The 21672-nt window shown below is 60.1% G+C and carries 25 protein-coding genes; 3 read left to right on the top strand and 22 right to left on the bottom strand.

Translation table 11 applies throughout. The features are described 5' to 3' along the window. Positions 1 to 110: 110 nt before the first annotated feature. The 18 genes from AC3WLM_RS15165 to AC3WLM_RS15080 form a co-directional block, all read right to left on the bottom strand. Positions 111 to 944: a fimbria/pilus periplasmic chaperone gene (locus AC3WLM_RS15165; RefSeq protein ID WP_492477830.1), complete on the bottom strand. Its 834-nt coding sequence runs from the start codon at positions 942 to 944 to the stop codon at positions 111 to 113. After that, on the bottom strand, positions 892 to 1449 hold the full coding sequence (locus AC3WLM_RS15160) for a spore coat protein U domain-containing protein (RefSeq protein WP_492477829.1): 558 nt from the start codon (positions 1447 to 1449) through the stop codon (positions 892 to 894). The genes AC3WLM_RS15165 and AC3WLM_RS15160 overlap by 53 nt, the downstream gene beginning before the upstream one ends. Further along, on the bottom strand, positions 1449 to 2042 hold the full coding sequence (locus AC3WLM_RS15155; RefSeq protein WP_492477828.1) for a hypothetical protein: 594 nt from the start codon (positions 2040 to 2042) through the stop codon (positions 1449 to 1451). Before AC3WLM_RS15155 ends, AC3WLM_RS15160 begins: the two co-directional genes overlap by 1 nt. Positions 2043 to 2045: 3 nt before the next feature. Beyond that, complete coding sequence (locus tag AC3WLM_RS15150) at positions 2046 to 2600, bottom strand: hypothetical protein (RefSeq protein WP_492477827.1); 555 nt, start codon at positions 2598 to 2600, stop codon at positions 2046 to 2048. A gap of 6 nt (positions 2601 to 2606) precedes the next feature. Further along, positions 2607 to 3197, bottom strand: a complete 591-nt coding sequence (locus AC3WLM_RS15145; RefSeq protein ID WP_492477826.1) for a hypothetical protein — start codon at positions 3195 to 3197, stop codon at positions 2607 to 2609. 39 nt (positions 3198 to 3236) lie between these two features. Further along, the gene (locus AC3WLM_RS15140; RefSeq protein ID WP_492477825.1) at positions 3237 to 3758 is read right to left on the bottom strand and encodes a hypothetical protein; all 522 of its coding nucleotides are present in this window, start codon (positions 3756 to 3758) and stop codon (positions 3237 to 3239) included. 31 nt (positions 3759 to 3789) lie between these two features. Then, on the bottom strand, positions 3790 to 4389 hold the full coding sequence (locus AC3WLM_RS15135) for a hypothetical protein (RefSeq protein ID WP_492477824.1): 600 nt from the start codon (positions 4387 to 4389) through the stop codon (positions 3790 to 3792). Between the two features lie 75 nt (positions 4390 to 4464). Beyond that, positions 4465 to 5079 carry a hypothetical protein gene (locus AC3WLM_RS15130; RefSeq protein WP_039333870.1) on the bottom strand — a complete coding sequence of 205 codons (615 nt, stop codon included), beginning with the start codon at positions 5077 to 5079 and terminating at the stop codon, positions 4465 to 4467. Positions 5080 to 5614: 535 nt separating this feature from the next. Then, positions 5615 to 7249 carry an AMP-binding protein gene (locus AC3WLM_RS15125; protein WP_492477823.1) on the bottom strand — a complete coding sequence of 545 codons (1635 nt, stop codon included), beginning with the start codon at positions 7247 to 7249 and terminating at the stop codon, positions 5615 to 5617. Beyond that, positions 7246 to 8649 carry an aldehyde dehydrogenase family protein gene (locus AC3WLM_RS15120; protein WP_492477822.1) on the bottom strand — a complete coding sequence of 468 codons (1404 nt, stop codon included), beginning with the start codon at positions 8647 to 8649 and terminating at the stop codon, positions 7246 to 7248. Before AC3WLM_RS15120 ends, AC3WLM_RS15125 begins: the two co-directional genes overlap by 4 nt. 42 nt (positions 8650 to 8691) lie before the next feature. Further along, on the bottom strand, positions 8692 to 10587 hold the full coding sequence (locus AC3WLM_RS15115; protein ID WP_492477820.1) for a TonB-dependent receptor: 1896 nt from the start codon (positions 10585 to 10587) through the stop codon (positions 8692 to 8694). Next, a complete protein-coding gene (locus tag AC3WLM_RS15110; protein WP_492477819.1) occupies positions 10587 to 10898 on the bottom strand; it encodes a hypothetical protein in 312 nt (103 codons plus the stop codon). The genes AC3WLM_RS15115 and AC3WLM_RS15110 overlap by 1 nt, the downstream gene beginning before the upstream one ends. A gap of 17 nt (positions 10899 to 10915) precedes the next feature. Then, positions 10916 to 11389 carry a hypothetical protein gene (locus AC3WLM_RS15105; RefSeq protein ID WP_039333865.1) on the bottom strand — a complete coding sequence of 158 codons (474 nt, stop codon included), beginning with the start codon at positions 11387 to 11389 and terminating at the stop codon, positions 10916 to 10918. Further along, a complete protein-coding gene (locus AC3WLM_RS15100; RefSeq protein ID WP_039333864.1) occupies positions 11386 to 11844 on the bottom strand; it encodes a c-type cytochrome in 459 nt (152 codons plus the stop codon). Before AC3WLM_RS15100 ends, AC3WLM_RS15105 begins: the two co-directional genes overlap by 4 nt. Continuing rightward, complete coding sequence (locus tag AC3WLM_RS15095; protein WP_039333863.1) at positions 11841 to 12398, bottom strand: methylamine dehydrogenase light chain; 558 nt, start codon at positions 12396 to 12398, stop codon at positions 11841 to 11843. Before AC3WLM_RS15095 ends, AC3WLM_RS15100 begins: the two co-directional genes overlap by 4 nt. A 3-nt stretch (positions 12399 to 12401) precedes the next feature. Then, complete coding sequence (locus AC3WLM_RS15090) at positions 12402 to 12989, bottom strand: thioredoxin fold domain-containing protein (RefSeq protein WP_193826773.1); 588 nt, start codon at positions 12987 to 12989, stop codon at positions 12402 to 12404. Further along, entirely contained in the window at positions 12989 to 13474 is a 486-nt protein-coding gene (locus AC3WLM_RS15085) for a MauE/DoxX family redox-associated membrane protein (protein ID WP_193826774.1), read from the bottom strand. Before AC3WLM_RS15085 ends, AC3WLM_RS15090 begins: the two co-directional genes overlap by 1 nt. 1 nt (position 13475) lies before the next feature. Then, positions 13476 to 14645 carry an amine dehydrogenase large subunit gene (locus AC3WLM_RS15080; protein ID WP_492477817.1) on the bottom strand — a complete coding sequence of 390 codons (1170 nt, stop codon included), beginning with the start codon at positions 14643 to 14645 and terminating at the stop codon, positions 13476 to 13478. A gap of 170 nt (positions 14646 to 14815) precedes the next feature. Here AC3WLM_RS15080 and AC3WLM_RS15075 point away from each other — a divergent pair, with 170 nt between their 5' ends. After that, a complete protein-coding gene (locus tag AC3WLM_RS15075) occupies positions 14816 to 15499 on the top strand; it encodes a TetR/AcrR family transcriptional regulator (protein ID WP_427463366.1) in 684 nt (227 codons plus the stop codon). Here the strand turns inward: AC3WLM_RS15075 and AC3WLM_RS15070 are convergent. Next, complete coding sequence (locus AC3WLM_RS15070) at positions 15477 to 15962, bottom strand: Lrp/AsnC family transcriptional regulator (RefSeq protein ID WP_039333860.1); 486 nt, start codon at positions 15960 to 15962, stop codon at positions 15477 to 15479. The two genes, AC3WLM_RS15075 and AC3WLM_RS15070, sit on opposite strands and share 23 nt — an antisense overlap. 141 nt (positions 15963 to 16103) lie before the next feature. Here AC3WLM_RS15070 and ald point away from each other — a divergent pair, with 141 nt between their 5' ends. Then, positions 16104 to 17219 (top strand): alanine dehydrogenase, encoded by a 1116-nt coding sequence (gene ald / locus AC3WLM_RS15065; protein ID WP_039333859.1) that lies wholly within the window; start codon positions 16104 to 16106, stop codon positions 17217 to 17219. On the opposite strand, the gene AC3WLM_RS15060 is transcribed toward ald, so the two are convergent. Genes AC3WLM_RS15060 through mdlC form a run of 3 tightly spaced genes read right to left on the bottom strand, consistent with a single transcriptional unit; the run spans position 17220 to position 20613 of the window. Next, positions 17220 to 17720 carry an aromatic-ring-hydroxylating dioxygenase subunit beta gene (locus AC3WLM_RS15060; protein WP_492477816.1) on the bottom strand — a complete coding sequence of 167 codons (501 nt, stop codon included), beginning with the start codon at positions 17718 to 17720 and terminating at the stop codon, positions 17220 to 17222. Further along, the gene (locus AC3WLM_RS15055) at positions 17717 to 19060 is read right to left on the bottom strand and encodes an aromatic ring-hydroxylating oxygenase subunit alpha (RefSeq protein ID WP_492477815.1); all 1344 of its coding nucleotides are present in this window, start codon (positions 19058 to 19060) and stop codon (positions 17717 to 17719) included. Before AC3WLM_RS15055 ends, AC3WLM_RS15060 begins: the two co-directional genes overlap by 4 nt. Then, entirely contained in the window at positions 19057 to 20613 is a 1557-nt protein-coding gene (gene mdlC / locus AC3WLM_RS15050; protein ID WP_492477814.1) for a benzoylformate decarboxylase, read from the bottom strand. Before mdlC ends, AC3WLM_RS15055 begins: the two co-directional genes overlap by 4 nt. A gap of 134 nt (positions 20614 to 20747) precedes the next feature. Here mdlC and AC3WLM_RS15045 point away from each other — a divergent pair, with 134 nt between their 5' ends. Continuing rightward, entirely contained in the window at positions 20748 to 21662 is a 915-nt protein-coding gene (locus AC3WLM_RS15045; protein ID WP_492477813.1) for a ketopantoate reductase family protein, read from the top strand. Positions 21663 to 21672: the final 10 nt, after the last annotated feature.

Here is a 21672-nt window from a genome sequence, read left to right as displayed (position 1 = left end):
CGCCGTCGTGACCTGGTTCGAGCGTGTCCGCCCAGACGGCAGGAGCCCTGCCCGCAAAAAGCAAGCTGGCTCCTATTGCGAAGATCTGCCGCGACCGCCCCTGCATGAGCTTAGCCCTCCGGTGTGATCGTCGCTTCAACCGTGCCAACGGCGAGCGGCAATTCGACAGGAATGGTCACCTTGCGGGTCTGGTTGCCGCCCACGAGGCCGAAGCCGATTGTCTGCTGGATTTCAGGACCGGAAAGCGTGCGCCTGAATTGCTCTTTTCCTGCGGCATCCTTTTCAACAATGCGCAATTTGCTACCGCTCAAGTAACCGTGGACGGCTGAAGCATTTCCAACGGTCACGACCGCAACCGGCTTGCCAGCGCCATCCTTGCCAACTTCGGCGCTTGTGACTTCCAGCTTCGGCTTAACACCGGCAGGCGAAACGCTGGCGAGGACCTGGAAATTGTAGAGTATCTGAATTGCAGATTGGCCTTCAGGCAACTTTACCGGCAGCTGTGCGACCGTGACGTAGTAGTGCCTGCTGCCAGCCAGAGCAGGGTCGCCAACGTATTGGACGCGGAAGGTTTGCGTCTGGCCCGGCTCAATAAGAGCTTGCGGGGGGAATACGAGAAGGTCTCCGGGGTCCTTGCCGGTCGGCGAAACGCCCGTCTCGGTCAGGCGGAGTTCCTGAACAGTCAGCTCGACCGGCAGCGGGCTGGCGAACGTGTTCTCGACCGTGATGACCTGCGACATGTCACGTCCCGATGTCTTGAGATCGATCACGACTGGCTGCACCGTCATCGCCATGGTCGAGGCAGCCGGCAGCAGCAGCGAAACGGCAGCAGCAGACATAAACGAGACATTCGATTTCACGTGAAGTTCCCCCAGCCCGCAGGCAATAGATTCAATCAGTTGGCTGCAGCTGAATGACGATCGTGTCGTCGTAGTCGCCGGCAATCAGCGGCGTGCCGCCATCGGGCGTGTTGACCAGAAGAGCGAGATTGCCCGTCGCGCCATTCGCCACCGCCAAGGTCAGCATGCCTGCGTTGCTGCTTCGCTCCTGACTGGCCCCGGCCCAGTCGAGGCGCAGCGTGTAGGGCAACAGATCCGCGAAGCCCTGCGCCTGCGTGCCGGCGGCTCCGATCCTGCCCAACCCGCCCTTGCCCGACGCTGCGGTTACCCGGTGCGAGGCATTGCAGGTGGCTGAAATTTCGAGCTCGAAACTGGCCCCCCTCGGCAGAGCGGTGTTGGGATCAACCAGGCGCGTCAACCCAACCGTGGCATTGCCGTCACCCGTCGCCTGGAAGTTGGCGTTAGTTACGGCTTTTGCTCTGGGGGTGCTGATTACACAGGCCGAACCTGCAGTCGCACTGAGTTCCAGCACTCGAGCTGCGCGATCCGCCTCTTGGGCATTGGCTGAGACGCCAAGCGCGAGGGCCGCGGTTATGAGCATGAAGCGCATTATTTCGGCTCCAGCGTAATGCGCAGCGTATCGCCATAAACTCCGGCAAGTACGGGCGCATTCACGCCGCCATTGGATGCTCCGGCGAGAATGGCAAGGCGCAAGGTGACAATTCCCGCTGTCGCCTGGTCAACGTCGATACGCTCCTCGCGATTGCTGCGAATGCGGGCATCCATCTGGATTTGACCGGAAGAATTGCCCCAGGTGAGGTTGGCATCATAAGGCAAGGCCGTCGCAAATCCCGGTGCATCGGTGGCTTGCCGTCCATCGGTGGGCCACAAACCATTATTTTCGGACTGGATGCGGATCTGATGCGGATAGTTGCAGACGGCCGAGAATGACACGGTGGCGCTCGCCGGGCGGGCAGCGAGCGTCTGCTGATCCAGCAGTTGTGTTACCTGCAGAGTGTCACCCGAAATGCCATTGAAGTTGACGAGCTGACCTGCCTGCAGTTCGCCGCCAGCAAGCGTGCAAATCTGCGGCGCAGAACCGGTGACCGGGAGCCCCCGAGCGCTCGCCGTCTCCTGCGCGGCGGCCGGAATCGTGCCCAGCGGCAAGACCGCGATGGCGAACATGATGGAACAGCGCGCCATGCTTCAGCTTTCCGGCGTCAGCGCCACGGTAACCGTGCCGCGATAGGAGGTGTCGGCGACGAGGCGCAGGCCGCTTCCACCGGTGGTCGCGAAGTCAGCTATTCCCACGGTGATCGGTCCGCTGAAGGCCGTCGTCCGTTGCTGGATCGCTGCAGGGTTGCTTGCCGAAGCGGTGCTGAAGCTGGCTGGAACTGTCGTCCAGCCTGCCGCCGTCGCTGTAAAATCAACGCTGCGTGAGAATCCCGTCGGCGCATTGGCCGTGAATGTCTGCGCAACTACGGGCGTGGCAGTAACCGCGATCGAACTGCGTGACGAACAGAAGCTCCCCGCCAGCACCTGGGAAGGTGCACTGAGATCGGAGCGGAGGAGACCTGTGGTCGTATCGACGAGAATGCCCAGGTCGAAAATGCCACCGGCTTCCGTCACCGAGCCACCGACACAGATTGCCGGAACAGTCCCGACGACCGCGAAGTCTGCCGAGTCACTGGTACTCTGGGCTTGGACCGGAGCCGAAACGACAACGGAAGAGATAGCTGTGAAAAGCTTAAGCCTGTTCATGGCCGCTTACTCCGTTACCGGTACGGGACCGAGGGTTACAGTGACCAGGCCGCTGTAGTTTCCCGCAACGAGCAGCGCGTTCTGAGGCGCCGAGAACGAAGACAGCGCGACTTCGATGTCACCAAGTTTCGGGCTGGGCTGCGTGCTTCCCGTCGCGGCAGAATCGGGAGAGGCCCCGTCGGCCGCAGCATTGGTTGTCGCAGCAGTACCGCTATTGCCCCATCCGGTTGCGGTGGCCGTGTAGTTCACGGCACGGGAAAATCCGGCCGGCGGCGCAATTGTTGAATCGCCAAGCAATGCGGTCGCGCTTACACCGAGCACCGAGCCGGCAAAGTTGCAGAAGCTTCCGGGTAGCGAGACCGATTGCGTGGCGAGCGCGGCAATCCGTCCGACGGATGTACCAGAAGTCTGCACCATCTGGCCGAGATCGACTACCGCGCGCGAAGGTTCACCCAGGATGCACAACCGTGCGACGGAGCCCGTCACAGCGACCTGACCCGACGCTGTGTCGGAAGCCGTTTCCTGCGCAGACGCAGGCGCAGCCATCCCATATAGAGGCAGCAAAAGCAGGATGGACTTGAACAGTGCGGATTTCATCGTCGTGCTCCTGGATGAACTTTTCACGCGCAATGCAGATCAGACGGTGGGTGACAGGAAGACCTCGACCTTGCCCGTGTAGGCACCAGCGACGAGCTTCTTGCTTGCGGCCGTGGACGAGCCCAAAGTGACGGCGATGTTGCCGGAGAACATGTCGACGTTGGCGGCAGTGCTGGCGACCGCATCGGTGCTGATGTCAGAGAAGCTCTTGCCGTTTGCCGAGACCGAAGCAGTGTAATTGACAGTGTCGGTGAATGCAGCCTCGGCACCGGACGTGACCGGCTGGTCTCCGGTCAACGCGGTCGCCTTGACAGAGAGGGTGGCTGCAGAATTGTTGCACCAACCGGTGAGCGTGCGGGTCTGACCATCAACCTTGCTGGTGTCGAGGCCGCCGTCTGCGTCAGCCAGTTCGCCCAGCGGCAGGTCCTGCGAGGACGTCACGAACTTGCACTTGGCGGCTACGGAACCGGTGATATTGACAGTGCCGGTAACGCTTTGACCAGAAGCAGGCATTGCCGAGAGGGTTGCTGCGGCGGTCGCCGCGAGAAGGATCTTACGCATTTCATTTCTCCTGGAGAAAGGCTCGATCAATTCAGGCCACGGGTTGGATGTTTACGGTGATGGTGGAGGTGTAATTGCCGGCGACGAGCAGGTTCGACGCGCCACCTCTGGTCGAGAAGCCATAGGCCTTGACGGCAATGTTGTTGCCCGAAGCTGCGAGACGACCGACAGTCGCTGAATTGGCTGCGGTGGCGCCGGTGGCGGTGCTGTATGTCACGGTGCCATTTCCGCCGGCCGCGAGCGCGACTTGCATTTCGGCGGTATAGTCTATCTCGTTCGAGTAGCCTGAAACGGCGGCGGCGGCGGTGGCGAGACGGTCAGCCGCGATCGCGATGGAGACGCTGGCCGAAGTGCAGACCACGCGCGTGGCGACCGGGGTTCCGCCCGGGGCTGCACTGGTGGTGGTGGTGAAGCCGGTCGCCAAGGTGCCGTCCGAGGCGTCCAGCGCGCCTAGCGCGATCGTGCCGGTGAAGGCCTGGGTCGCCGAGCCGCCCGGTGCAACAACGGAGCACCTTCCAAGGACGCTGCCAGTGACATTGACCGTGCCAGTCGTCACCGTCTGCGCCTGTGCGGAAGCGGTTGTGATTGCAATTGCGGTAGTTGCGGCGAGCAAGGACAGCACGGTCTTCATGGCAATCGGCCTTTCAGTCTGCCGCCAAAGGCGGCGTGAATTGGTGCCGGGACAAGCCCGGCTGGAATCGTCAGGTTACAAAGCGGCGGAAACCGTCACGGTCAGGGTGTCAGAGTAGGTCCCCTGAACCAGAACGGACGGGCCCGCGTATGCCGGGGCGCTTATCTGGAGGTAGGCACCAGCAAGGTTCTGGGAACTGGGAGCGACACGAAGCCCTTGGCTTTGCGTGGCAGGTCCTATGAACGAGCAAGGCGTGCCCGCCGTGATGGAAAGGGTGGCTGCCTCGCACTGATCGGTCACGCTGCCACCTCCGGTGCCAACCAGGTTGAGTGTCACCAGATAGGGGGCGATCCCCGTATATCCTGGCTCCGAGGGTTGAGTACCGCTGCGCAATCCACCGTTTGCGGACGTGACAGCAACGCGCGCGGCGCCGTTGCAATTCAATGTAAAGGGAAACTGATTGGACCAACCTGACTGGTCAATTTGCCCGGCATCGAAGCTGCCGGATGGTGCACCGCCAATAGCGAAGCCGCACCGGCCACCAACAGATGCGGTGACAGGTAGGGTCAGCGACACGGGAGTACCACCGGCGTATGCCGTCGGCCCCGCAATGGTTGACTGTGCCAGAACGGCAGACGGGCACGTGGCCGCAATCGCCGTCAAGCCGATCCTGATCTTGTGCATCAACATGCGCACTGCTCCCTGCTGCCTTACGGCAACTCGGCGCGCTTGCCTTGCGATGGAAACACTTGCCCTTTTACGGGCGCAATTCTTCAACCTTGGAAATGTAGGTCGACATCTCCAAGCGGATGAAATTGGCTTCAGTGTTCGTCTTCGGTGGCAATGCGCCTGAATTGGTTAACTTGCAGGTAACCTTTTACGCTCGACAGAACGCCTGCCGTGACTCACGATGCATCCAAATCCGACAGAATTTGCCCCAGATGCGTCGCATCTGGAGAATTAAAAAATAGAGTAAACAGGCTTCACCTGGCCCCATCGCTTGAAACAGGGAACAGCTGGTAAAACTGAAAATTCCTTTTGTTTTCGTATCTTGGTGGTTTTTTACCGCCACTCGCCGAGAGCTTATCTACACTCAGAACAGCGAAGAAACTGATAATATTAAAGAATATAGTTAATTACCGACAGACGCCGATCCGTTAGGAATGACAAGAATCAATCAAGAATCTCAGAGAATTTGCACCTGTTCGCTTCCGATTCGCAGCGTCTACCGGCGAGATGACTGAAGCTCTGCCTCCATCATCTTCCGCATCTCGAATTTCTGGGCCTTGCCAGTTACGGTCATGGCGAAAGCCTCGACTATGCGGATGTGACTGGGGACCTTGTAGTGCGCGATGCGCCCCTTGCAGTGCGCCAGCACATCATCCGGGCCGAGGTCTTCCCCTGCCCGGGCAATGACCCACGCGCAGACTTCCTCGCCAAACTTCTCGTCCGCAACACCAAACACTTGCGCGTCTTGAATGGCCGGGTGGGTGAGCAGGAACTCCTCGATCTCGCGCGGGTAGATGTTTTCACCACCGCGGATGATCATGTCCTTTATACGGCCGGTAATCCGGATGTATCCATTCTCGTCCATGGTAGCCAGATCGCCGGAATGCATCCAGCCGTCAGCATCGATGGCTTCGGCAGTCTTGGCAGGATCATCCCAGTAACCAAGCATGACGGCATAACCGCGCGAACAATACTCGCCCTGTTCGCCAATCGGAAGGACCTCGCCATCGAGCCCCACGATCTTGGCCTCGGCATGGGGATGGACGCGGCCGACGGTGCCAACGCGCTCCTCAATTGGATCGTCGGTAGCCGTCTGCGTGGTCAGCGGACTGGTCTCGGTCATGCCATAACCAATCGTGACCTCCGTCATGTTGAGGCGATCCATGACCTGGCGCATCGTGGTAACCGGACAAGGCGAACCCGCCATGATTCCGGTACGCAATGTGCTGACGTCGTAATCATCGAGGTCGGGCTGTGCGAGGATGGTGATAAACATCGTGGGGACGCCGTACAGCGCAGTGCAACCTTCAGCCTGCACCGCCTCAAGCGCCGTCTTGGGATCGTATGCCTCACCGGGATAGACCAAGGCCGCGCCACTCGCCAAGGCGGCGAGGTTGCCCAAGACCATACCAAAGCAGTGATACAGCGGGACCGGAATGCAGATGCGGTCGCTCACCCCGAGCTTGATTGTCCGCGCCGTAAAGTAGCCATTGTTGAGGATGTTGCGATGGGTGAGCGTTGCGCCCTTGGGGAAGCCGGTCGTGCCGCTGGTGAACTGGATATTGATCGGATCGTTCTGACTAAGCGTGGCGTCTACGGCCGTTAGCCGACCATGATCAGGTTCGGCGCGCAAGGCGTCCCACGGTTCGAAGCCGTCATGTACCGCATCACCAAGAGCAACCATGCCGCGCAGCATCGGCAACTTGGCGTGTCCCAGTTCGCGCAGCATCGCAATGTAGTCGCTGGTCTTGAAGCTGGCTGCGGTGACGAGAAAGGTACAGCCGACCTTGTTCAGCGCATATTCCACCTCGCTGGTGCGGTAGGCAGGATTGATAGTGACCAGAATCGCGCCAATCCGGGCCGTGGCAAACTGCAGCACGGTCCATTCAGCGCAATTGGGTGCCCAGATGCCGACGCGATCGCCCTTTGCCACCCCACGATCAAGCAGGCCGGTGGCAATCCGATCGACCTCGATGTCCAATTCCGCCCACGTCCAGCGAATGCGTTGATGGCGAGAGACGAGAGCCAGTTCCACTCCCCATGATTGCGCCGCGTCGCGCAAAGCCTGTCCGATCGTCTTTTCCAGGAGCGGCTCTTCCGTGGCGCCCTTGGTGTAGGAAAAATGCGTCATCGTTTGATATTCACCACTTGGGTCTGTGTGTATTCGGCAAGGCCCTCGACCGATTGTTCCACGCCAAGGCCACTGGACTTGAAACCGGCCATCGGAATGTGGGGGCCAATCGCGATGTGCTGATTGACCCACACCTGCCCGCTTTCGATCCGCGAAGCAATGTCCGCCGCACGCGCTACATCCTTTGACCATACCGAACCGCCAAGACCGTAGTCCGATGCGTTGGCGCGTGCGATCACATCTTCGACATCATTGAATTCGATTACTGGAAGAATGGGGCCAAACTGCTCTTCATGGACAATCCTGTCACCGTCGGTCACGTCACGGACGATGGTAGGGCGGATAAAGTACCCCGCACGCTCCATCACTTCGCCGCCCGCAACGATCGTGCCATCGGCTCGTGCCGCCGCGATGAAATCCTTGACCTTCTCGAACTGCATCGCGTTCTGGATCGGCCCGATCTGGGTGCCTTGCTGCAGCCCGTCGTCCACGACGGCAGCTTCGGCAAGGCGGGCGAGCTCCTCGCACATGGCGTCATATATGTCAGCGTGGACGTAGGCGCGCTTCACGGCAAGGCAGACCTGCCCGTTGTTGAAGAAGGCGTTGCCGAAGATCGCCTGCGCCGTCTCGCGAACATCCACATCTTCCAGTACAATAGCAGGGTCGTTACCGCCCAGCTCCAGAGTAACGCGCTTCAACGTGTCGGCACCGCTTGCAGCGATGCGCTTGCCAGTGGCCGTAGAACCGGTGAAGCCGACCTTGGCGACGTCCGGATGAGCTGTCAGGTGCGGTCCGAGGTCATTGGCATCTGTAATGATATTGACCACGCCAGCGGGGAATACGTCCCGGCAGATCTCGCCAAGGATCAGCGCACAGACCGGCGTTGTCGGCGCGGGCTTGAGCACAATGGCATTGCCCGCCAGAACCGCAGGACCAATCTTCCAGCAGGCGACGAGCAGCGGAAAATTCCAGGCGATAATTCCGACCACCACGCCCAACGGACGGTGCTTGACCGCGATGTAACCCGCTTCATCGTCTTGAATGACACGATCGGGCAGCTCCAGCGTGGCATAATGGCGCAGATAGCTATCGGTCATGGCCAGTTCGCCCATGGCCTCGGCAAGCGGCTTGCCTTGTTCCATGGTCAAGGTCCGAGCCAGTTCGTCCTTGCGAGCAGCAATTGCGTCCGCGAGCTCAAGGAGCTTTGCCTGCCGGTCGGCCCAAGGCACGGCTGACCAAGAGGGGACGGCCATCTTGGCTGCTGCGATAGCCGCATCTGCCTGAGCGACGGAGGCTCGGGGAACCGTACAGAACGGCTCCCCTGTTGCGGGATTGATCACATCCATCGTCATATCGCCATCGACGAGGTTGCCGCCGATCAGCAGCTTGTAGTCAGCCATGGTCCTCTCCTGGCGGCTTTGCCGCCTTGCAATGTCAGAACGTCAGAATTTTGCGCCCAGCGTGACCCCGTACATGCGAGGGTTGCCGATGTGGTTGTAGTCGAACCCGAAGCCTGCCAGCAGATCAACCCGAGAGGTGAAGTAGAACTTGTCGGTCAAGTTCTTACCCCAGATCGAGGCATTGAACCGCCCGTCTGCGCTTTCCCAGTCGATGTGCCCGCCGACCAGAGCGTAGGAGGACTGGCGCAAGCGGGGAACATTGAGGACTTCGAAGAACTGGCTCGATTGGTATGCGACGTCAGGATGCAGCGAGAGCTTGCCCATTCCGCCGTCGAAAACCGTCAGGTCGATGGTCGCGTTGAAGGTCAGCGTCGGCGCATTTGAAAGGCGGTTGCCTGCCACGTTCACGCCGCTCACGCTGCCACGCTGAATCTTGGTCGCCAGCAGGCCCATGCCGCCATGGAAAGTCAGCCGGTCGCTCGCACGGATGGTCAGCTCGGCCTCACCGCCATAGATACGGGATTTGGGAATGTTGAGCAGTGTCTGTGCAGCCGACGCCGGATCGACATTGATGAACTGCTGGTTGCGATAGTCGTAATAGAAGCCAGCGACATTGAGCGTGACCTTGCGGTCAGCGAATTGTGTCTTGGCTCCCACCTCGTAGGACGTGACCTGCTCCGGCTTGGCGATCGACAACTCGGACGGATCAAAGAAGGCCTGAGCGTTGAAACTCGGCGCACGATAGCCCCGGCTGATGCTTGCATAGACAAGGTTGCCGTCGGCCAGCTTGTAATCGAGGCCAATCTTGCCCGAGAGGTTGTCCTGCGAATAGCGCAGCGAGGACAGCGGGATCAGATTGGCGATCAATGTGCCATCAACGCCAAGTGCATCTGACCGGAAACCGCTCTGGACGCCGGTATCGTGGGTGTAGCGCAGGCCACCCCGCATCGTGACGGATTCTGTCAGCTCGTATTTGACATCGGAATAGATCGCATAGCTCTTCTTCAACTGATCGAAGCGATTGCGGAAGAGGCACGCGAGCGGAAGGCCCACCGCACAGTCATCTGCGGTGATTCCCGGGACGCCGTCAGAGTCTATATCCTTGCCGATCTCGAAGGTCGTTTCGTTGAACACCTTCTCGCGGTGGAAATAGCCGCCAAGGATGAATTCGAATGGGCCGCCGAAGTCGCTGGTCAGGCGCAGATCCTGGGCGAACTGGGTCGCACGGTCGTTGTAGGGAATCTCCAGCAATTCACTGGCCGTGCCATCGGTATCTTCGTAGAAGAACAGGCTACCCTTGTCCCAGGCGGTGATGCTCGTGACGGTCAGCGTATCGGATATGTCGAACGTGCCGGTCAGTGCCACCGAATAGGTGCGCGCCCGGCGCTTGGCATCGATGTTCGAAGCGATCTCCCGCCTGCCAAGGCCAGGACGGTTCGCTGCTTCGGGCTGCGCATAGATTCCGTAATTGTAAGGGTTCTGGAAACTGGTCGATGCGCGCAGGACAAACCGGACCGTCTCGCTCGCCTCGACATTCAAGGTGGCCCTGATCGCGTACTCGTCAGTCGAGGCAAGGTCCGGCTTTCCCGGCACCACGTTCTTGAACCAGCCATCGGCCTTGGCATAGGTCCCGGCAACGCGCAGCGCCGCCTTTTCCCCCAGCGGCACGTTGACTGCGCCGTTCAGGTCGACGCGGTTGTAATTCCCATAGCCTGCATTGAAGTAACCGCTGGTTTCGCCAAGCTTGGCGTTATTGGCAATGATATTGACCGCGCCGCCCGTGGTGTTCTTGCCATAAAGCGTGCCCTGGGGGCCACGCAGGACTTCGACCCGTTCGAGATCATACATGGCCACGCCTAGAAAGGCGAAGTTCCCCTTGTAGACTTCGTCATAATAGGTCGCGACGGGGCTTGCCTGATTGAGGCTGTAGTCCGACATCAAACGCCACGCAGCGAGAAGATTGGCGTATTGTCGCCCACGATCGATGTCAGCTGCAGATTGGCAACCTTGGTGACGAGGCTGTCAACATTTACAACCCGTGATTTGGAGAGCGTGTCGCCGCCGATCGCTGAAACGGAGATCGGAACGGACTGCAGGCTTTCGGCCCGCTTTGTCGCCGTGACGACGATCTCCCCCGCTGGTGCTGCTTCTTCGGTCTTGGCATCCTGGGCAAGAGCCGGTGTCGCGACGAGAACGCATGTTGCGGCTACCCCAGCCAGCGCGATCCCACGGAAAAGACGTTCCCTCATTGTCTTTGCTCCCAAGTTCAGGGTGACTGCGTTTGTGTTCTTTCCTGCTCGAACCCTGCGACAAGCCGCGCCCTCATCGGCGCTCTTTCCAGTCTCAGGGGGTGGCGCCGCAGGCTGCCGATTTCCTGAGCCGTGTATGGTCTGAAATCGGCCGGCATGTGCGCCGGGTCGTAAGTGTAGAGTGTCCAGTTCAGGAGGTTTGCCAGACGCACGTCATCGAGATCGACGGTCGAGACACCCGGCACCCTACCGAGAAATTCTCGCCCGCCGGGGACCTGTAGAAATCGGGCGACAACATTCTTCATCGGCGGATTGGAGCGATCATCGCCGCCGCCATCGGGGCGATGGCACCCCTGGCACTTCAGTATGTAATCGATCCGAGCCTGCTGTGGATTGCTGACGCCACGCATTACCGGCTCGCCCGCCTCGACGCCGGCCCCCGCTGCCAGCGCAGCGAGGACGGCAACCAGAGCGAGCGCCAGGCGCTTCATTTCCCGCCGGCTCCCGAATGAAGCCTTGCGACATCCGCTGCAGAGAGCGAAGCGCCGGAATCGCGATGGGCAGCAACCTCCCTATCGCTGTACGGCGTGAATTTCGGCCCGGTCTTTGCGACCTGCGTACCAATATGGTTTAACACCGCGGCCACCGCAGCATCGTCCAGCACTTGAGCGGGCATGACACCGCGATAGGGTTTTCCCTCGACCGTGATCGGGCCTGACAGACCGCGCAGCACTGCAAGCGCAAGATAGCGGCGCCCTGCCGGCTTGGTTGCCAAGGCCCGAAAATCCGCCCCGAGCGGAGGGTAGGCACCCGGCACGCCCGCACCAGTCTTGGTGTGGCACGCAGCGCAGCGCTGGAACACTGCCGCGCCATCGGGGGCGGCAGTGGCAGGCAGCGCCACTGCCGCCATCACCATGACCGGGATCAGACCGACAAGCGCTCTCATTTCGGTGCGTCCAACGCTACGCCGACGATCACTGCGGTCGAGCAGTTGTAGATGCTGCTTTCCGTGCCCAAGCACCAATTGTAGTCGTTGTTCGATTGCGGGCGGACTTGTGGACGGTCCCCTTCGTTACGGTTGCACAGGCACTGTCCGCACGAGGAAATGCCGCAGCAATCGTTGTAGCTGATCACGTAGGCGCGGTTGTCGGCCGGGTTGGTGCACGTGCCGATCCACGTAATCGGCGACATTTCGGTGCCGGGAGGGCAGGAGCTGACAGTCCCGCCGCAGCACGAGCACAAGAACCCGTCGATCGCGCAGTAGCGCCAGTAATCGCACGAAGACTGATCGCCCGGATCCTGCGGATTGCCGGATGAGATGGGAGCGTGCTTGCCGCCATCGGCATGCGATGATCCGCTTGCCGCCCGGGCAACGGGCAGGACCGGAAACACTGCCGCACCGGTAATCGTCGCTCCCAGCCAGGCGAGAGTGCTGCGCCGCGATGTTCCCCGTGCAATGCTGCGGGTCAGGCGCTCAGTCCACTTGTCGAAGCCAGCCATTGATCAGGCCTCCTTTCGGCGTGCGAGAAATTCCTGGATCGAGGCAACACCGCGCTCCTTCGCCTCGAACAGGCTTTCCAGATGCTCGCGGCTGTTGACGAGACCGAGCGAGGCAACGCGGCCATTTTCGTCCAGCAGGACCGCATAAGGCAGTTTGGAGACACCGAATGCCCTGCCGACCGCTTCGGAAAGGACAATGGGAACACGCTCGAGACCATGCGTGCCGCGGAGCCGCAGGTATTCAGCCTTGGTTCCATCTCCAGCGATTACGACATCAAGCCAATCGGCTTCGGCGCTCGCCGCCGATCGCACAACTGGTAGCAAGGTCTTGCAAACTGGGCAGTCAGGCGAGGCGAAGAACAGCAATTGGCTGCGCCCTTCCCGCTTGCCACCAATCTCGATGGGCGCGTCCTCGATCGTGGTGACGGTCATCGGACTGGCGACTTCTCCGACCTCTACCTTCTGGTGCAGCGTCAACGCGCCAGCAGGGGCAATGCGTTCGTGAAGGATGCCAACCTGGCGAGCGAGGGCCGCGATCAACAAAGCCTGCACGACCACAGCGGTCCACAAGAGAATCTGGGACGTCAACATCACGATTTCCTCCAGCGTGGAAGGGGAATGGCCAGCAGTTCCGAAGCAGCGAGATAGAGCGCCAAAAGGCCGGCGGCAGCAAATGGAGCGTCAACTCCGATCGATGCCGCCGGCAGGGTGGAAGCGATAGCGACAAGCATGGCGAGCGCTGTGGGACGAGCGATAGTCAGCCAGCCAACTGGCCTCTCGCGACCGACAAGATCGCAACCGCAGTCGAGACTCTGTCCGCGATGCGCCAGCAGGGCTGCAGCATAAGCCAGCCACACGACCATACCCAGCATCGCACCGGTCTTCTGAAGCGGCGCAACCAGCAGGCAAACAGCAGCGGCTACTTCCAGCGTGCCGGCGATGATGAGAAACAGCTGACCCTGCGACGGCATGCCCACCAATCGTGCTGCGGCAATGGCCAGACGCCGATGAGAAACTGCCTTGTGCACGGCTGATCCGGCAAGCAGCATGGCGAGAAAGATAATGACCGGGGCCATATCAGGGCGCCGTGATCAAGATGGGATTTGCGCCACCTGCAGTGCCGAGGGAGCGCACGAACGAGCCGGTGGCGGCATCGTGAATATCGATGACCCCGTCACCGCGAGCGACAACAAGTTGTGGCTTGCTTTCCCTTGTCAGCGCAATTGCCGATGCCACTGCGCGCAGGGGAATGCGAGCCACGCGTGCCTTGGACGCCGTATCGACAACCCAGACTTCCGTCCCGCCATCCTTATGGCTTCCCTCGCGGCCATTGGGACTCATCAGGACAAACAGCTTGCCTGCGCCATCGGCTGCGATCACTTGCCAGCCGCCCGGCCGCCATTCCGGCGCGCCACCGTCTGCGGTCCCGACGTTGAAGGATCCGCCGAGCGCGCGCGCAACATCCCCCGAAAAATCGAAAGCCTTGATCTGTCCACGGTAGCTGACAAACCATGCTGTGCGCCCGACCCATGCCGGGGTGCTGAACAGCGGCTGATTGTCGATATCCTGAACCTTCTCGAGCGTCTTCGACGACACGGCCTGTCCGTCAGCGCCAAGCGTCACGCTCAAGATTGAACCATCCGCACAGAAGCTTGAGAACCCGCGCTCACCAGTGGGATAAACCTGTGCGCAGCCAGGGAGATCGACTTCCGCCAGGACTTTACGCGAGTCGAGATCGACAACGCTAACTGACTGAGCAGGTGTGAAATTTGCGACAAGTGCCCACTTGTCCGCATTGGTGAACTGGAACAGCTGCGGATAGGTGACCGACTGCTGGCGCTTGCCGCCCGGCAATACAATTTCACCTTTCGGCTGAAGCGTGGCCATGTCCCAGATGGTAATCGCATCTGTCCGATCGCCACGCGTCAAGCGCGAGTAAAAGGTCTCTGCAGTCAAGACCTCTCCGCGCCGAGGGGAGACGAGCATGTTCGCGAACTGCGCAGCGCGCACGATGCCCTTCAGGGGCTGCTCTTCGGACGAGGTGTCCACGAGCATGACCCGACCATCGACGATCGAGCTGAAATGGAAATCGTGGATCAGAACCCATGCTGCCGGCCAAGCTGCTGGCAAACTCCGGATCGAAGGAATGGGCTCTTCCGGCAGCGCCTTGGGAAACCGGGAAGTGTCAATTCCGGGGTTAGCAGCAGCAACCCCGGCAACCACACTGACCGCCAGTGTGAAAGCCATGGTCAACCCAACAGTTCTCATGTCGGCACTCCCCTTGCCTGCCAAAGCCCGCTCGTCGGCTGGAAACCATAGTCTCAGAGGAGCAACAAATCTGTCAAGTGACCTAAATTTCCTTTGTGACAGGGTTCCGAAGTGGCGATATGTTAGAATTGAGTTGAAGGGTTATTGTGATGAATCAGGCTGATGATGCGCCGAAGTACGTGACGGACATGGTCATGCCGGAGCGAGAAGGCGGCTATGTCAAAGGTAATGAAACTCGCGAACACATTCTCCGCACGGCGCTATCCATCCTGATTGAAGAGGGATATCGGGCTATGTCGATGCGCCGAGTCGCAGCTGCCAGCGGTATGAAGTTCGGCAACCTGACGTACCATTATAGAAGCCGGGAAGACCTGGTTCGGGAGCTGCTCGAAGCCGTGATCCGCAGTTACGAACTCGAGTTTGTCGAGATCGTGCACATGCCGGGAGTACCGGCAGAGGAGCGGCTATGCCGGATTTGCAATCTCATCCTGGACGACATCCGATCGAAGAAGACAACCAATTTCTTTCCAGAACTCTGGGCGCTGTCGAACCACGACACGTTCGTTCTGGAACGCGTTCAGGAACTCTACGTCCGGGCTCGCGCCCCCCTTCTCGAGATCATCGCCGAAATGCGTCCCGATCTGGATGAGGCGAGCCGGGAAACGGTGGCTCTCTTCATTTCGGGATCGATGGAGGGAATGACCATCTTCGCTGGGCACGGCAAGCCATTCGAACGCCGGATGCCGCAGATCGAACGTATTGCAGCGCGTTCGTTTGTACTGCTGGTCAAGACGATAAGCGAAAGCGAAATCAAGGGGCTTGGCCACTCCTGATTGCGCCAATCCTGACGGGATAGCCCCGCATCTGCTTTATCCGGCGCAAGGAAAAGCTGGATCTCATCGCAGAAACACCGGGCAGGCGAGCAAGGCACTCGCGGTGCACCCAATCGTATTGCTCCAGATCCTTTGCCGCTACGCGCAGAATGTAGTCCGCTGCACCGGACATCAAATGACATTCGAGAATTTCGTCGAAATCGCAAACCGACCTTTCGAAGCGGTCCATCGCCTCGCGGCTCTGGCTAGTCAGCGTGATCTCCACGAAAACCTCGACCGACAGGCCAAGTGCACGTGGATCCAATACTGCGCCATACCGCGCAATGACGCCGCTCTGCTCCAGCGCCTTGATGCGACGATGGCAGGCGGAAGAGGACAGAGCGACCTTCTCCGCAAGGTCGGACACGGACAAGGACGAGTCGTTTTGCAAGGCTTCAAGCAGGGCGAGGTCTGCACGGTCCAAAGGACAATATCCCATTGATCTCCGATTATGCGAAGAATATCACCACCACGAAGCTGTTCAACGCGAAAATTAGGCAAAAACTGCCGGCCATACCGCGATACTCTGCCCGCACTGAATAGACCTGCTTCTGGGAGCGATTCAATGCGCGTCGGCACCGTCAAGGAAATCAAGAATCACGAATATCGCGTCGGCCTGACGCCGGAAAGCGTTCGGGAATTGGCCGCACACGGACACGAGGTGTGGGTGGAGACCGGCGCTGGGAACGGCATTGGGGCCAGTGATGCGGACTACGAAGCCGCCGGCGCTATGATCAAAGCTGACGCCAAGATCGTCTTCGACGGCTGCGAGATGATCGTGAAGGTCAAGGAACCGCAGGCGGTCGAGCGGGCAATGCTCCGCAAGGGCCAGATCCTCTACACCTATCTCCACCTCGCTCCGGATCCCGAGCAAACTGCCGATCTGGTAAAGTCCGGCGTCACGGCCATCGCCTACGAGACGGTTACGGGCACGGGCAACACCCTGCCTCTTCTCAAGCCGATGAGCCAGGTTGCAGGCCGCATGGCAATTCAGGCGGGCGCGACGGCTCTTGAAAAGGCACATGGCGGACGCGGCGTGCTCCTCGGTGGCGTACCCGGCGTATTGCCCGGAAAGGTCGTCGTGATCGGCGGTGGCGTCGTCGGCTTCAACGCGGCACAAATGGCCGTTGGGCTTGGCGCTGACGTAACGATCCTCGATCGTGACCCGGACGTGCTCGAGCGCCTCGACAACCACTTCGAAGGCCGCGCCCGCACGCTTTATTCAGGCAAGGCTGCGCTTGCCTCTCTCATTGCCGACGCCGATCTGGTCATCGGGGCAGTGCTCATCCCGGGGGCCGCCGCGCCGAAGCTCGTTACGCGCGACATGCTGTCGACCATGAAGCCAGGCGCCGTTCTGGTGGACGTTGCCATCGATCAAGGCGGGTGCTTCGAGACCTCGAAGGCGACAACTCATGCCGAGCCGACATACATCGTCGATGGCGTCGTTCACTATTGCGTGGCGAACATGCCTGGCGCTGTGGCACGCACCAGCACTTATGCCCTGAACAACGTCACCCTGCCCCACGCGCTGCGCATTGCGAACATGGGCTGGATGGCAGCGTTGAAGGCCGACCCCAATCTCGCCGAGGGTCTCAACGTTCACGAAGGCAAGGTTACATATCAAGCCGTTGCCCGTGAACTCGGGTACGACTTCGTTCCGGTTGGAGAGGTCCTCGCCTGATCAGACGGCGTTGATATCAACCACGGTAGGGATCGTGTCGTTGAGAAGAGTGATCTTCTTGCGTGCGATCCGCCACCGCCCGTCGGAGATGACCAGACGGTACTCGTATCGGCCAAAAAAGCAGTCCGACCGGTTCATGCGCACGTCATGGCGGTGGCAGTTAAATGCTGCGCACACTTCGGCATATCCGTCCCCTGCGTCAGTCAACAGAACGTTCGTTACCTGGTGAACCACGCGGGGCAAAGGCGAAGAAGCGGTAGACAAACCGGACGTAAGCCGCATGACCCGATCCTCAAGGTTGCGGCGCCCCCTGTAGTAGATCAGCGACAATTCTCGATCCGAGTCATCGGTAAGCGTCACTTCATCACGCCACGCCGGCATCCAGAATTCCACGTCTCCAGTAAACAGGTCGAGCCACTCGTCGAAGCGACTAGTATCGATCAGCAGGGCCTCCAGATAAAGGAGTTCTTCGGCTTGCTCTCGCGTCATCGCTGGCGTCATTCCGCAAACTCCGCGCTCATGCGCTTTGCCCACGCACGGTAGTAGCTGTGATACAGCGTCTCGTCGCAAAGCTGGGAATCAGCCAGAACACTGCGTTCCGGGTAGAGATCAATTCTGTCCGAGAAGCGATTTCCCCCTATGGCGGACGCCGTCATCCCTCGTGCGTAACCCTGTAGCCAAGGTTCGATTTCTGCAGCAAAGCCGATCTGGCAGTTCTCGTACGATACCGTGTCGTCGGGCGTGGCCATGCCGGTGGGATTGAAGAAATCCTCGTACTGGCGAATGCGTTGACGCCTGGCGGCATCGCTCTCCCCTTTCGGCGCGATGCACCACGTTCGCATTTCCGTTAAGCCCGGCCCGAGCGGACGTATCACGCGCAGCTGGCTTGAAGCATTCTCCGCAATCTGTAGGTTCGGAAAGATGGTGAGGTTGCGCATGTTGAACATCCAGTCACGCCTAGTCTCGCCATGTTGCGCAGCAAGCGCTTCCGCCCGTTCATACAGGGGTATGGCCGGCGTCACGCCAAACACGCCCCAGTTCAGCACGTGCCCGTTGGCGAAGCTGAAACTGCCACCGCCGATACCCTTCGTATCCTCCTTCCAGTAATCGCTGTTTTCCCAGACCGAAGCGACGACGTCCGCGCTCAATTCCTTCTGCCGCCGCTCCAAAACCCGGATGTAGGACGGGTGAGCAGAGGTGAAGTGATAAGCGTCCGAACAGTTCTCCAATTGCAATTTCCAGTTGGCCTCGAAGGTAAAGGTGACCTGACCGGGTACAAGCTCCAAGCCATCGGCGCTCTGGTCGGCAACGAGATCGAGCAACTTGGCGGCCTCGCCAAGGTATTCCACCAGAGGCGGGACGTCTGCCGCCAGACTACCAAACAGGAAACCACGATAGTTGGAAAACTGCGCCAAAGGCACGAGCCCGTGATTGTCCTGATCGAAGGCCTCCGAATAGCACCCGGCCGCCTTCCATTTCACCGCCTTGTTCCTGCCCGCGCTGTCGAACGACCAGCTGTGGTAAGGACAGACGTGCAGGCGCGCGTGTCCCTGTCGCACCTGCGCCAGGCGCGCTCCCTTGTGAGGACAGGAGTTTATGAAGCCTCGCAGGATGCCCTCACCATCTCGCTGGACGAGGACCGGCACTCGCCCGGCGAAAGTCGTGAAAAAGTCGTGTGCCCCGCTCGCCTGGCTTTCCAGTCCGAGGAATATCCAGCCGCCCTCGAACAATCGCCGGATCTCGGCGTCGAAAACGCGTTGATCGGCGAAGATCGCACGGCTCACGCGGAACACGCCTTCATCAGGTCTGTCGTCAATGAGGTCTGTAAGACGCAGCGTCATGCCACAATTGCTTCGACAAGCGTGGGCTCCTTCGAAGCCAGCGACCATGAAAGCGCCGCATCGAGCGAGGCTGCGTCAACAGCCCTCCGCGCCGTCAAGCCATGGCCTTCGGCGATCTTGCAGAAATCGAGTTCCGGAAACTTGGTCCCGACGAGCTCCTGGATTCCGAAGTGATGCCCGAAATGGTGTAACGCTTCGTAGCGGTTGTTCTTGATTATGATGAAGCTGACTGGAAGCCCATGCTGCACCGCTGCGTGCAAGCCCTGGATTGCATACATGGCAGAGCCATCCCCAAGTACGGCAACCACCTTCTCCTCAGGACGCGCCATCGCCATTCCCACTGCGGCCGGCAGGCCATGCCCCAAACCGCCGCTGGCCGTGGTGTAGAAGGTATCCTTGTGCACGATCGGCAAGCGGTCATGCATTGCGCCACGACTTGACGGAGCCTCCTCAACGATAATGCTGTGCGGATCACGCAAGGCCGCAAGTCGTTGCAGGACGAACGCGTCCGACATGACCGCACCATCGAGCGGTTCAGGGTGCAGTCGCGACATGGGTGCCGTTCGCTGCGCGAGGCCGCCTTTGGCAAGCAGCGAGACAATCGCATCTCTGCAATTGCCAACTATTGCCGTTCCCGCTGGCGCCCATGCTGCGTGCACATGATTGTCGCCGATCAGCCAGACTTCACAGCTTTCGGGAACATGGAGCCCGCCTCCCTCGACATGATACAGATTCATGGGTCCGCCGAGGGCCAGAACGAAGTCATATGGAGCAAGTGCAGAAACGATGGCTTCGCGGGCCGCCGTGAGAAAGCCGGCGAAGAGCGGATGATTTTCGGGAAAGCTGCACCGTGCGGACATCGGCGCAACCCAGACCGCGGCATTGTGCCTTTCGGCCAACGCGACGACCTCATCCCACACCCCATCGCGCGCAACACCTGCTCCGACAACGAACGCAGGGCGATCGGAACGTGCTAGGGCATTGGCGCATTCGGCCAGTGCAATGCTGTCCGGAGCGCGGGCGGGATGGACTTTGCGTAATACAAATGGCTCGCACTCGCGATCCCAGTCGTCGATCGGGATCGAAACGAACGTGGGGCCTCGGGGTGGCTCCATCGCCACCAGCCAAGCGCGGTGAAGGGCTGCAGGAACATCTTCCGCGCGCGCCGGCTCGCACGACCATTTCACGAATGGCCGAGGAAACTCGCTGGCGCGCTCTGCGAACAGGAATGGCTCATATGGCAGTATGGACCGAGCCTGCTGCCCCGCCGTCACCACCAGCGGCGTCTGGTTCTTGTACGCGGTAAACAGGTTTCCCAAAGCATGCCCGACCCCGGCTGAGCTATGGAGATTGACGAGCGCCGCACGGCCCGTTCCTTGTGCATATCCATCGGCCATGCCGAGAACGATGCTTTCCTGCAGCCCCATCACATAGCGAAAGTCCGCCGGAAAATCCCGGAACATCGGCAATTCGGTAGAGCCCGGATTTCCGAAAACCGTCGTCATCCCAACTTCGCGCATCACCTCTAGCGAAATTTCTCGAACTGTCGGCATCTCGCTCCTCTAGGTTCACCCGGTGCAAAGCATGGTGCGTCATTGGCATGCGCACAATTGTTATATCTTGCTGCCCCCCGTAAGTGAAACAGAGTTGGGCACACTTTGTAAGCCCACCCCGCCTGGGAGGGAACATGGAACGAGTGGTGGTGGTAGGTGCGGGAGCCATGGGATGTCTTTTCGCCGGACGTCTGGCCCGTGCAGGAAAAATGGTCACCTTGGTGGACATCGATGCGGACCGCCTCGAGCAGATTGCAAAAAGGGGCGTCGAACTCCACGACGAATGCGGCAACGGCGTGGTGGACGTAGGCACTGCCTTGGCAATCGATGCACCCAACGCAGATCTGTTGCTGCTTTTCACAAAGGCCATGCACAGTCGTGCTGCGATTCAATCCGTTGCCCACCTTGCAGACGGGCATTGCTGTGCATTGACCCTTCAAAATGGCTTGGGAAATGCCGAGGCCATTTCGGAGGTGTTCACGCCAGACCGTACGCTTGTCGGTGTGACAGACTGGCCAGCGGACCTGTCCCCTCCCAACGCCGTGGCGGCGCACGGGACGGGCCACGTCTGGCTTGGATCGTTCACGGCAGGTGGACAAAGCTCGGCAGTCGAAGCTGTCAAATGTCTCAATGCTGCAGCAATGCAGGCGCAGCATGATCCCCTCGTGCTTGCAGCAATCTGGGAGAAGGCAGCCTTCAATGCCGCACTGAACGCGCTTGCGACCATCCTCGAACGTCCTGTTGGTGGCCTCGATTCCCCGGAAGGCCGAAGAGTTGCCACAGCAGTAATCGACGAGACGATCGCAGTGGCGAACGCGCAGGGCATCCGGATGGATAGGGACCGCCTCCTGGCCAAGACCGATTTCGCGCTTACCAACCACCGGGCGCACAAGCCGTCCATGCTACAAGACAGACAGGCAGGTCGCACAACGGAGATAGAGGCGATCAACTGTCAGATCATTGCAGCAGCAAAACGAGCAGGACTTGCCGCCCCGGTTACCGAGGCACTCGCCGAACTTGTCAGGATGGGCGAGCCCGGCCGGATTTGATCCCGACCGG

This window comes from Novosphingobium sp. FW305-C-30-35, from assembly GCF_058783135.1.
This window is presented reverse-complemented; position numbering and strand designations above follow the sequence as displayed.

Excerpts from the sequence above, each read along its gene's own strand:
- AC3WLM_RS15125 (WP_492477823.1), bottom strand. The coding sequence starts at position 7,249 with ATGACGCATTTTTCCTACACCAAGGGCGCCACGGAAGAGCCGCTCCTG.
- AC3WLM_RS15130 (WP_039333870.1), bottom strand. The coding sequence starts at position 5,079 with ATGTTGATGCACAAGATCAGGATCGGCTTGACGGCGATTGCGGCCACG.
- AC3WLM_RS15145 (WP_492477826.1), bottom strand. The coding sequence starts at position 3,197 with ATGAAATCCGCACTGTTCAAGTCCATCCTGCTTTTGCTGCCTCTATAT.
- AC3WLM_RS15115 (WP_492477820.1), bottom strand. The coding sequence starts at position 10,587 with ATGTCGGACTACAGCCTCAATCAGGCAAGCCCCGTCGCGACCTATTAT.
- AC3WLM_RS15085 (WP_193826774.1), bottom strand. The coding sequence starts at position 13,474 with ATGGCCCCGGTCATTATCTTTCTCGCCATGCTGCTTGCCGGATCAGCC.
- AC3WLM_RS15135 (WP_492477824.1), bottom strand. The coding sequence starts at position 4,389 with ATGAAGACCGTGCTGTCCTTGCTCGCCGCAACTACCGCAATTGCAATC.
- AC3WLM_RS15160 (WP_492477829.1), bottom strand. The coding sequence starts at position 1,449 with ATGCGCTTCATGCTCATAACCGCGGCCCTCGCGCTTGGCGTCTCAGCC.
- ald (WP_039333859.1), top strand. The coding sequence starts at position 16,104 with ATGCGCGTCGGCACCGTCAAGGAAATCAAGAATCACGAATATCGCGTC.
- AC3WLM_RS15095 (WP_039333863.1), bottom strand. The coding sequence starts at position 12,398 with ATGGCTGGCTTCGACAAGTGGACTGAGCGCCTGACCCGCAGCATTGCA.
- AC3WLM_RS15150 (WP_492477827.1), bottom strand. The coding sequence starts at position 2,600 with ATGAACAGGCTTAAGCTTTTCACAGCTATCTCTTCCGTTGTCGTTTCG.
- AC3WLM_RS15105 (WP_039333865.1), bottom strand. The coding sequence starts at position 11,389 with ATGAAGCGCCTGGCGCTCGCTCTGGTTGCCGTCCTCGCTGCGCTGGCA.
- AC3WLM_RS15155 (WP_492477828.1), bottom strand. The coding sequence starts at position 2,042 with ATGGCGCGCTGTTCCATCATGTTCGCCATCGCGGTCTTGCCGCTGGGC.
- AC3WLM_RS15110 (WP_492477819.1), bottom strand. The coding sequence starts at position 10,898 with ATGAGGGAACGTCTTTTCCGTGGGATCGCGCTGGCTGGGGTAGCCGCA.
- AC3WLM_RS15060 (WP_492477816.1), bottom strand. The coding sequence starts at position 17,720 with ATGACGCCAGCGATGACGCGAGAGCAAGCCGAAGAACTCCTTTATCTG.
- AC3WLM_RS15075 (WP_427463366.1), top strand. The coding sequence starts at position 14,816 with ATGAATCAGGCTGATGATGCGCCGAAGTACGTGACGGACATGGTCATG.
- AC3WLM_RS15080 (WP_492477817.1), bottom strand. The coding sequence starts at position 14,645 with ATGGCTTTCACACTGGCGGTCAGTGTGGTTGCCGGGGTTGCTGCTGCT.
- mdlC (WP_492477814.1), bottom strand. The coding sequence starts at position 20,613 with ATGCCGACAGTTCGAGAAATTTCGCTAGAGGTGATGCGCGAAGTTGGG.
- AC3WLM_RS15045 (WP_492477813.1), top strand. The coding sequence starts at position 20,748 with ATGGAACGAGTGGTGGTGGTAGGTGCGGGAGCCATGGGATGTCTTTTC.
- AC3WLM_RS15090 (WP_193826773.1), bottom strand. The coding sequence starts at position 12,989 with ATGTTGACGTCCCAGATTCTCTTGTGGACCGCTGTGGTCGTGCAGGCT.
- AC3WLM_RS15120 (WP_492477822.1), bottom strand. The coding sequence starts at position 8,649 with ATGGCTGACTACAAGCTGCTGATCGGCGGCAACCTCGTCGATGGCGAT.
- AC3WLM_RS15055 (WP_492477815.1), bottom strand. The coding sequence starts at position 19,060 with ATGACGCTGCGTCTTACAGACCTCATTGACGACAGACCTGATGAAGGC.
- AC3WLM_RS15140 (WP_492477825.1), bottom strand. The coding sequence starts at position 3,758 with ATGCGTAAGATCCTTCTCGCGGCGACCGCCGCAGCAACCCTCTCGGCA.
- AC3WLM_RS15100 (WP_039333864.1), bottom strand. The coding sequence starts at position 11,844 with ATGAGAGCGCTTGTCGGTCTGATCCCGGTCATGGTGATGGCGGCAGTG.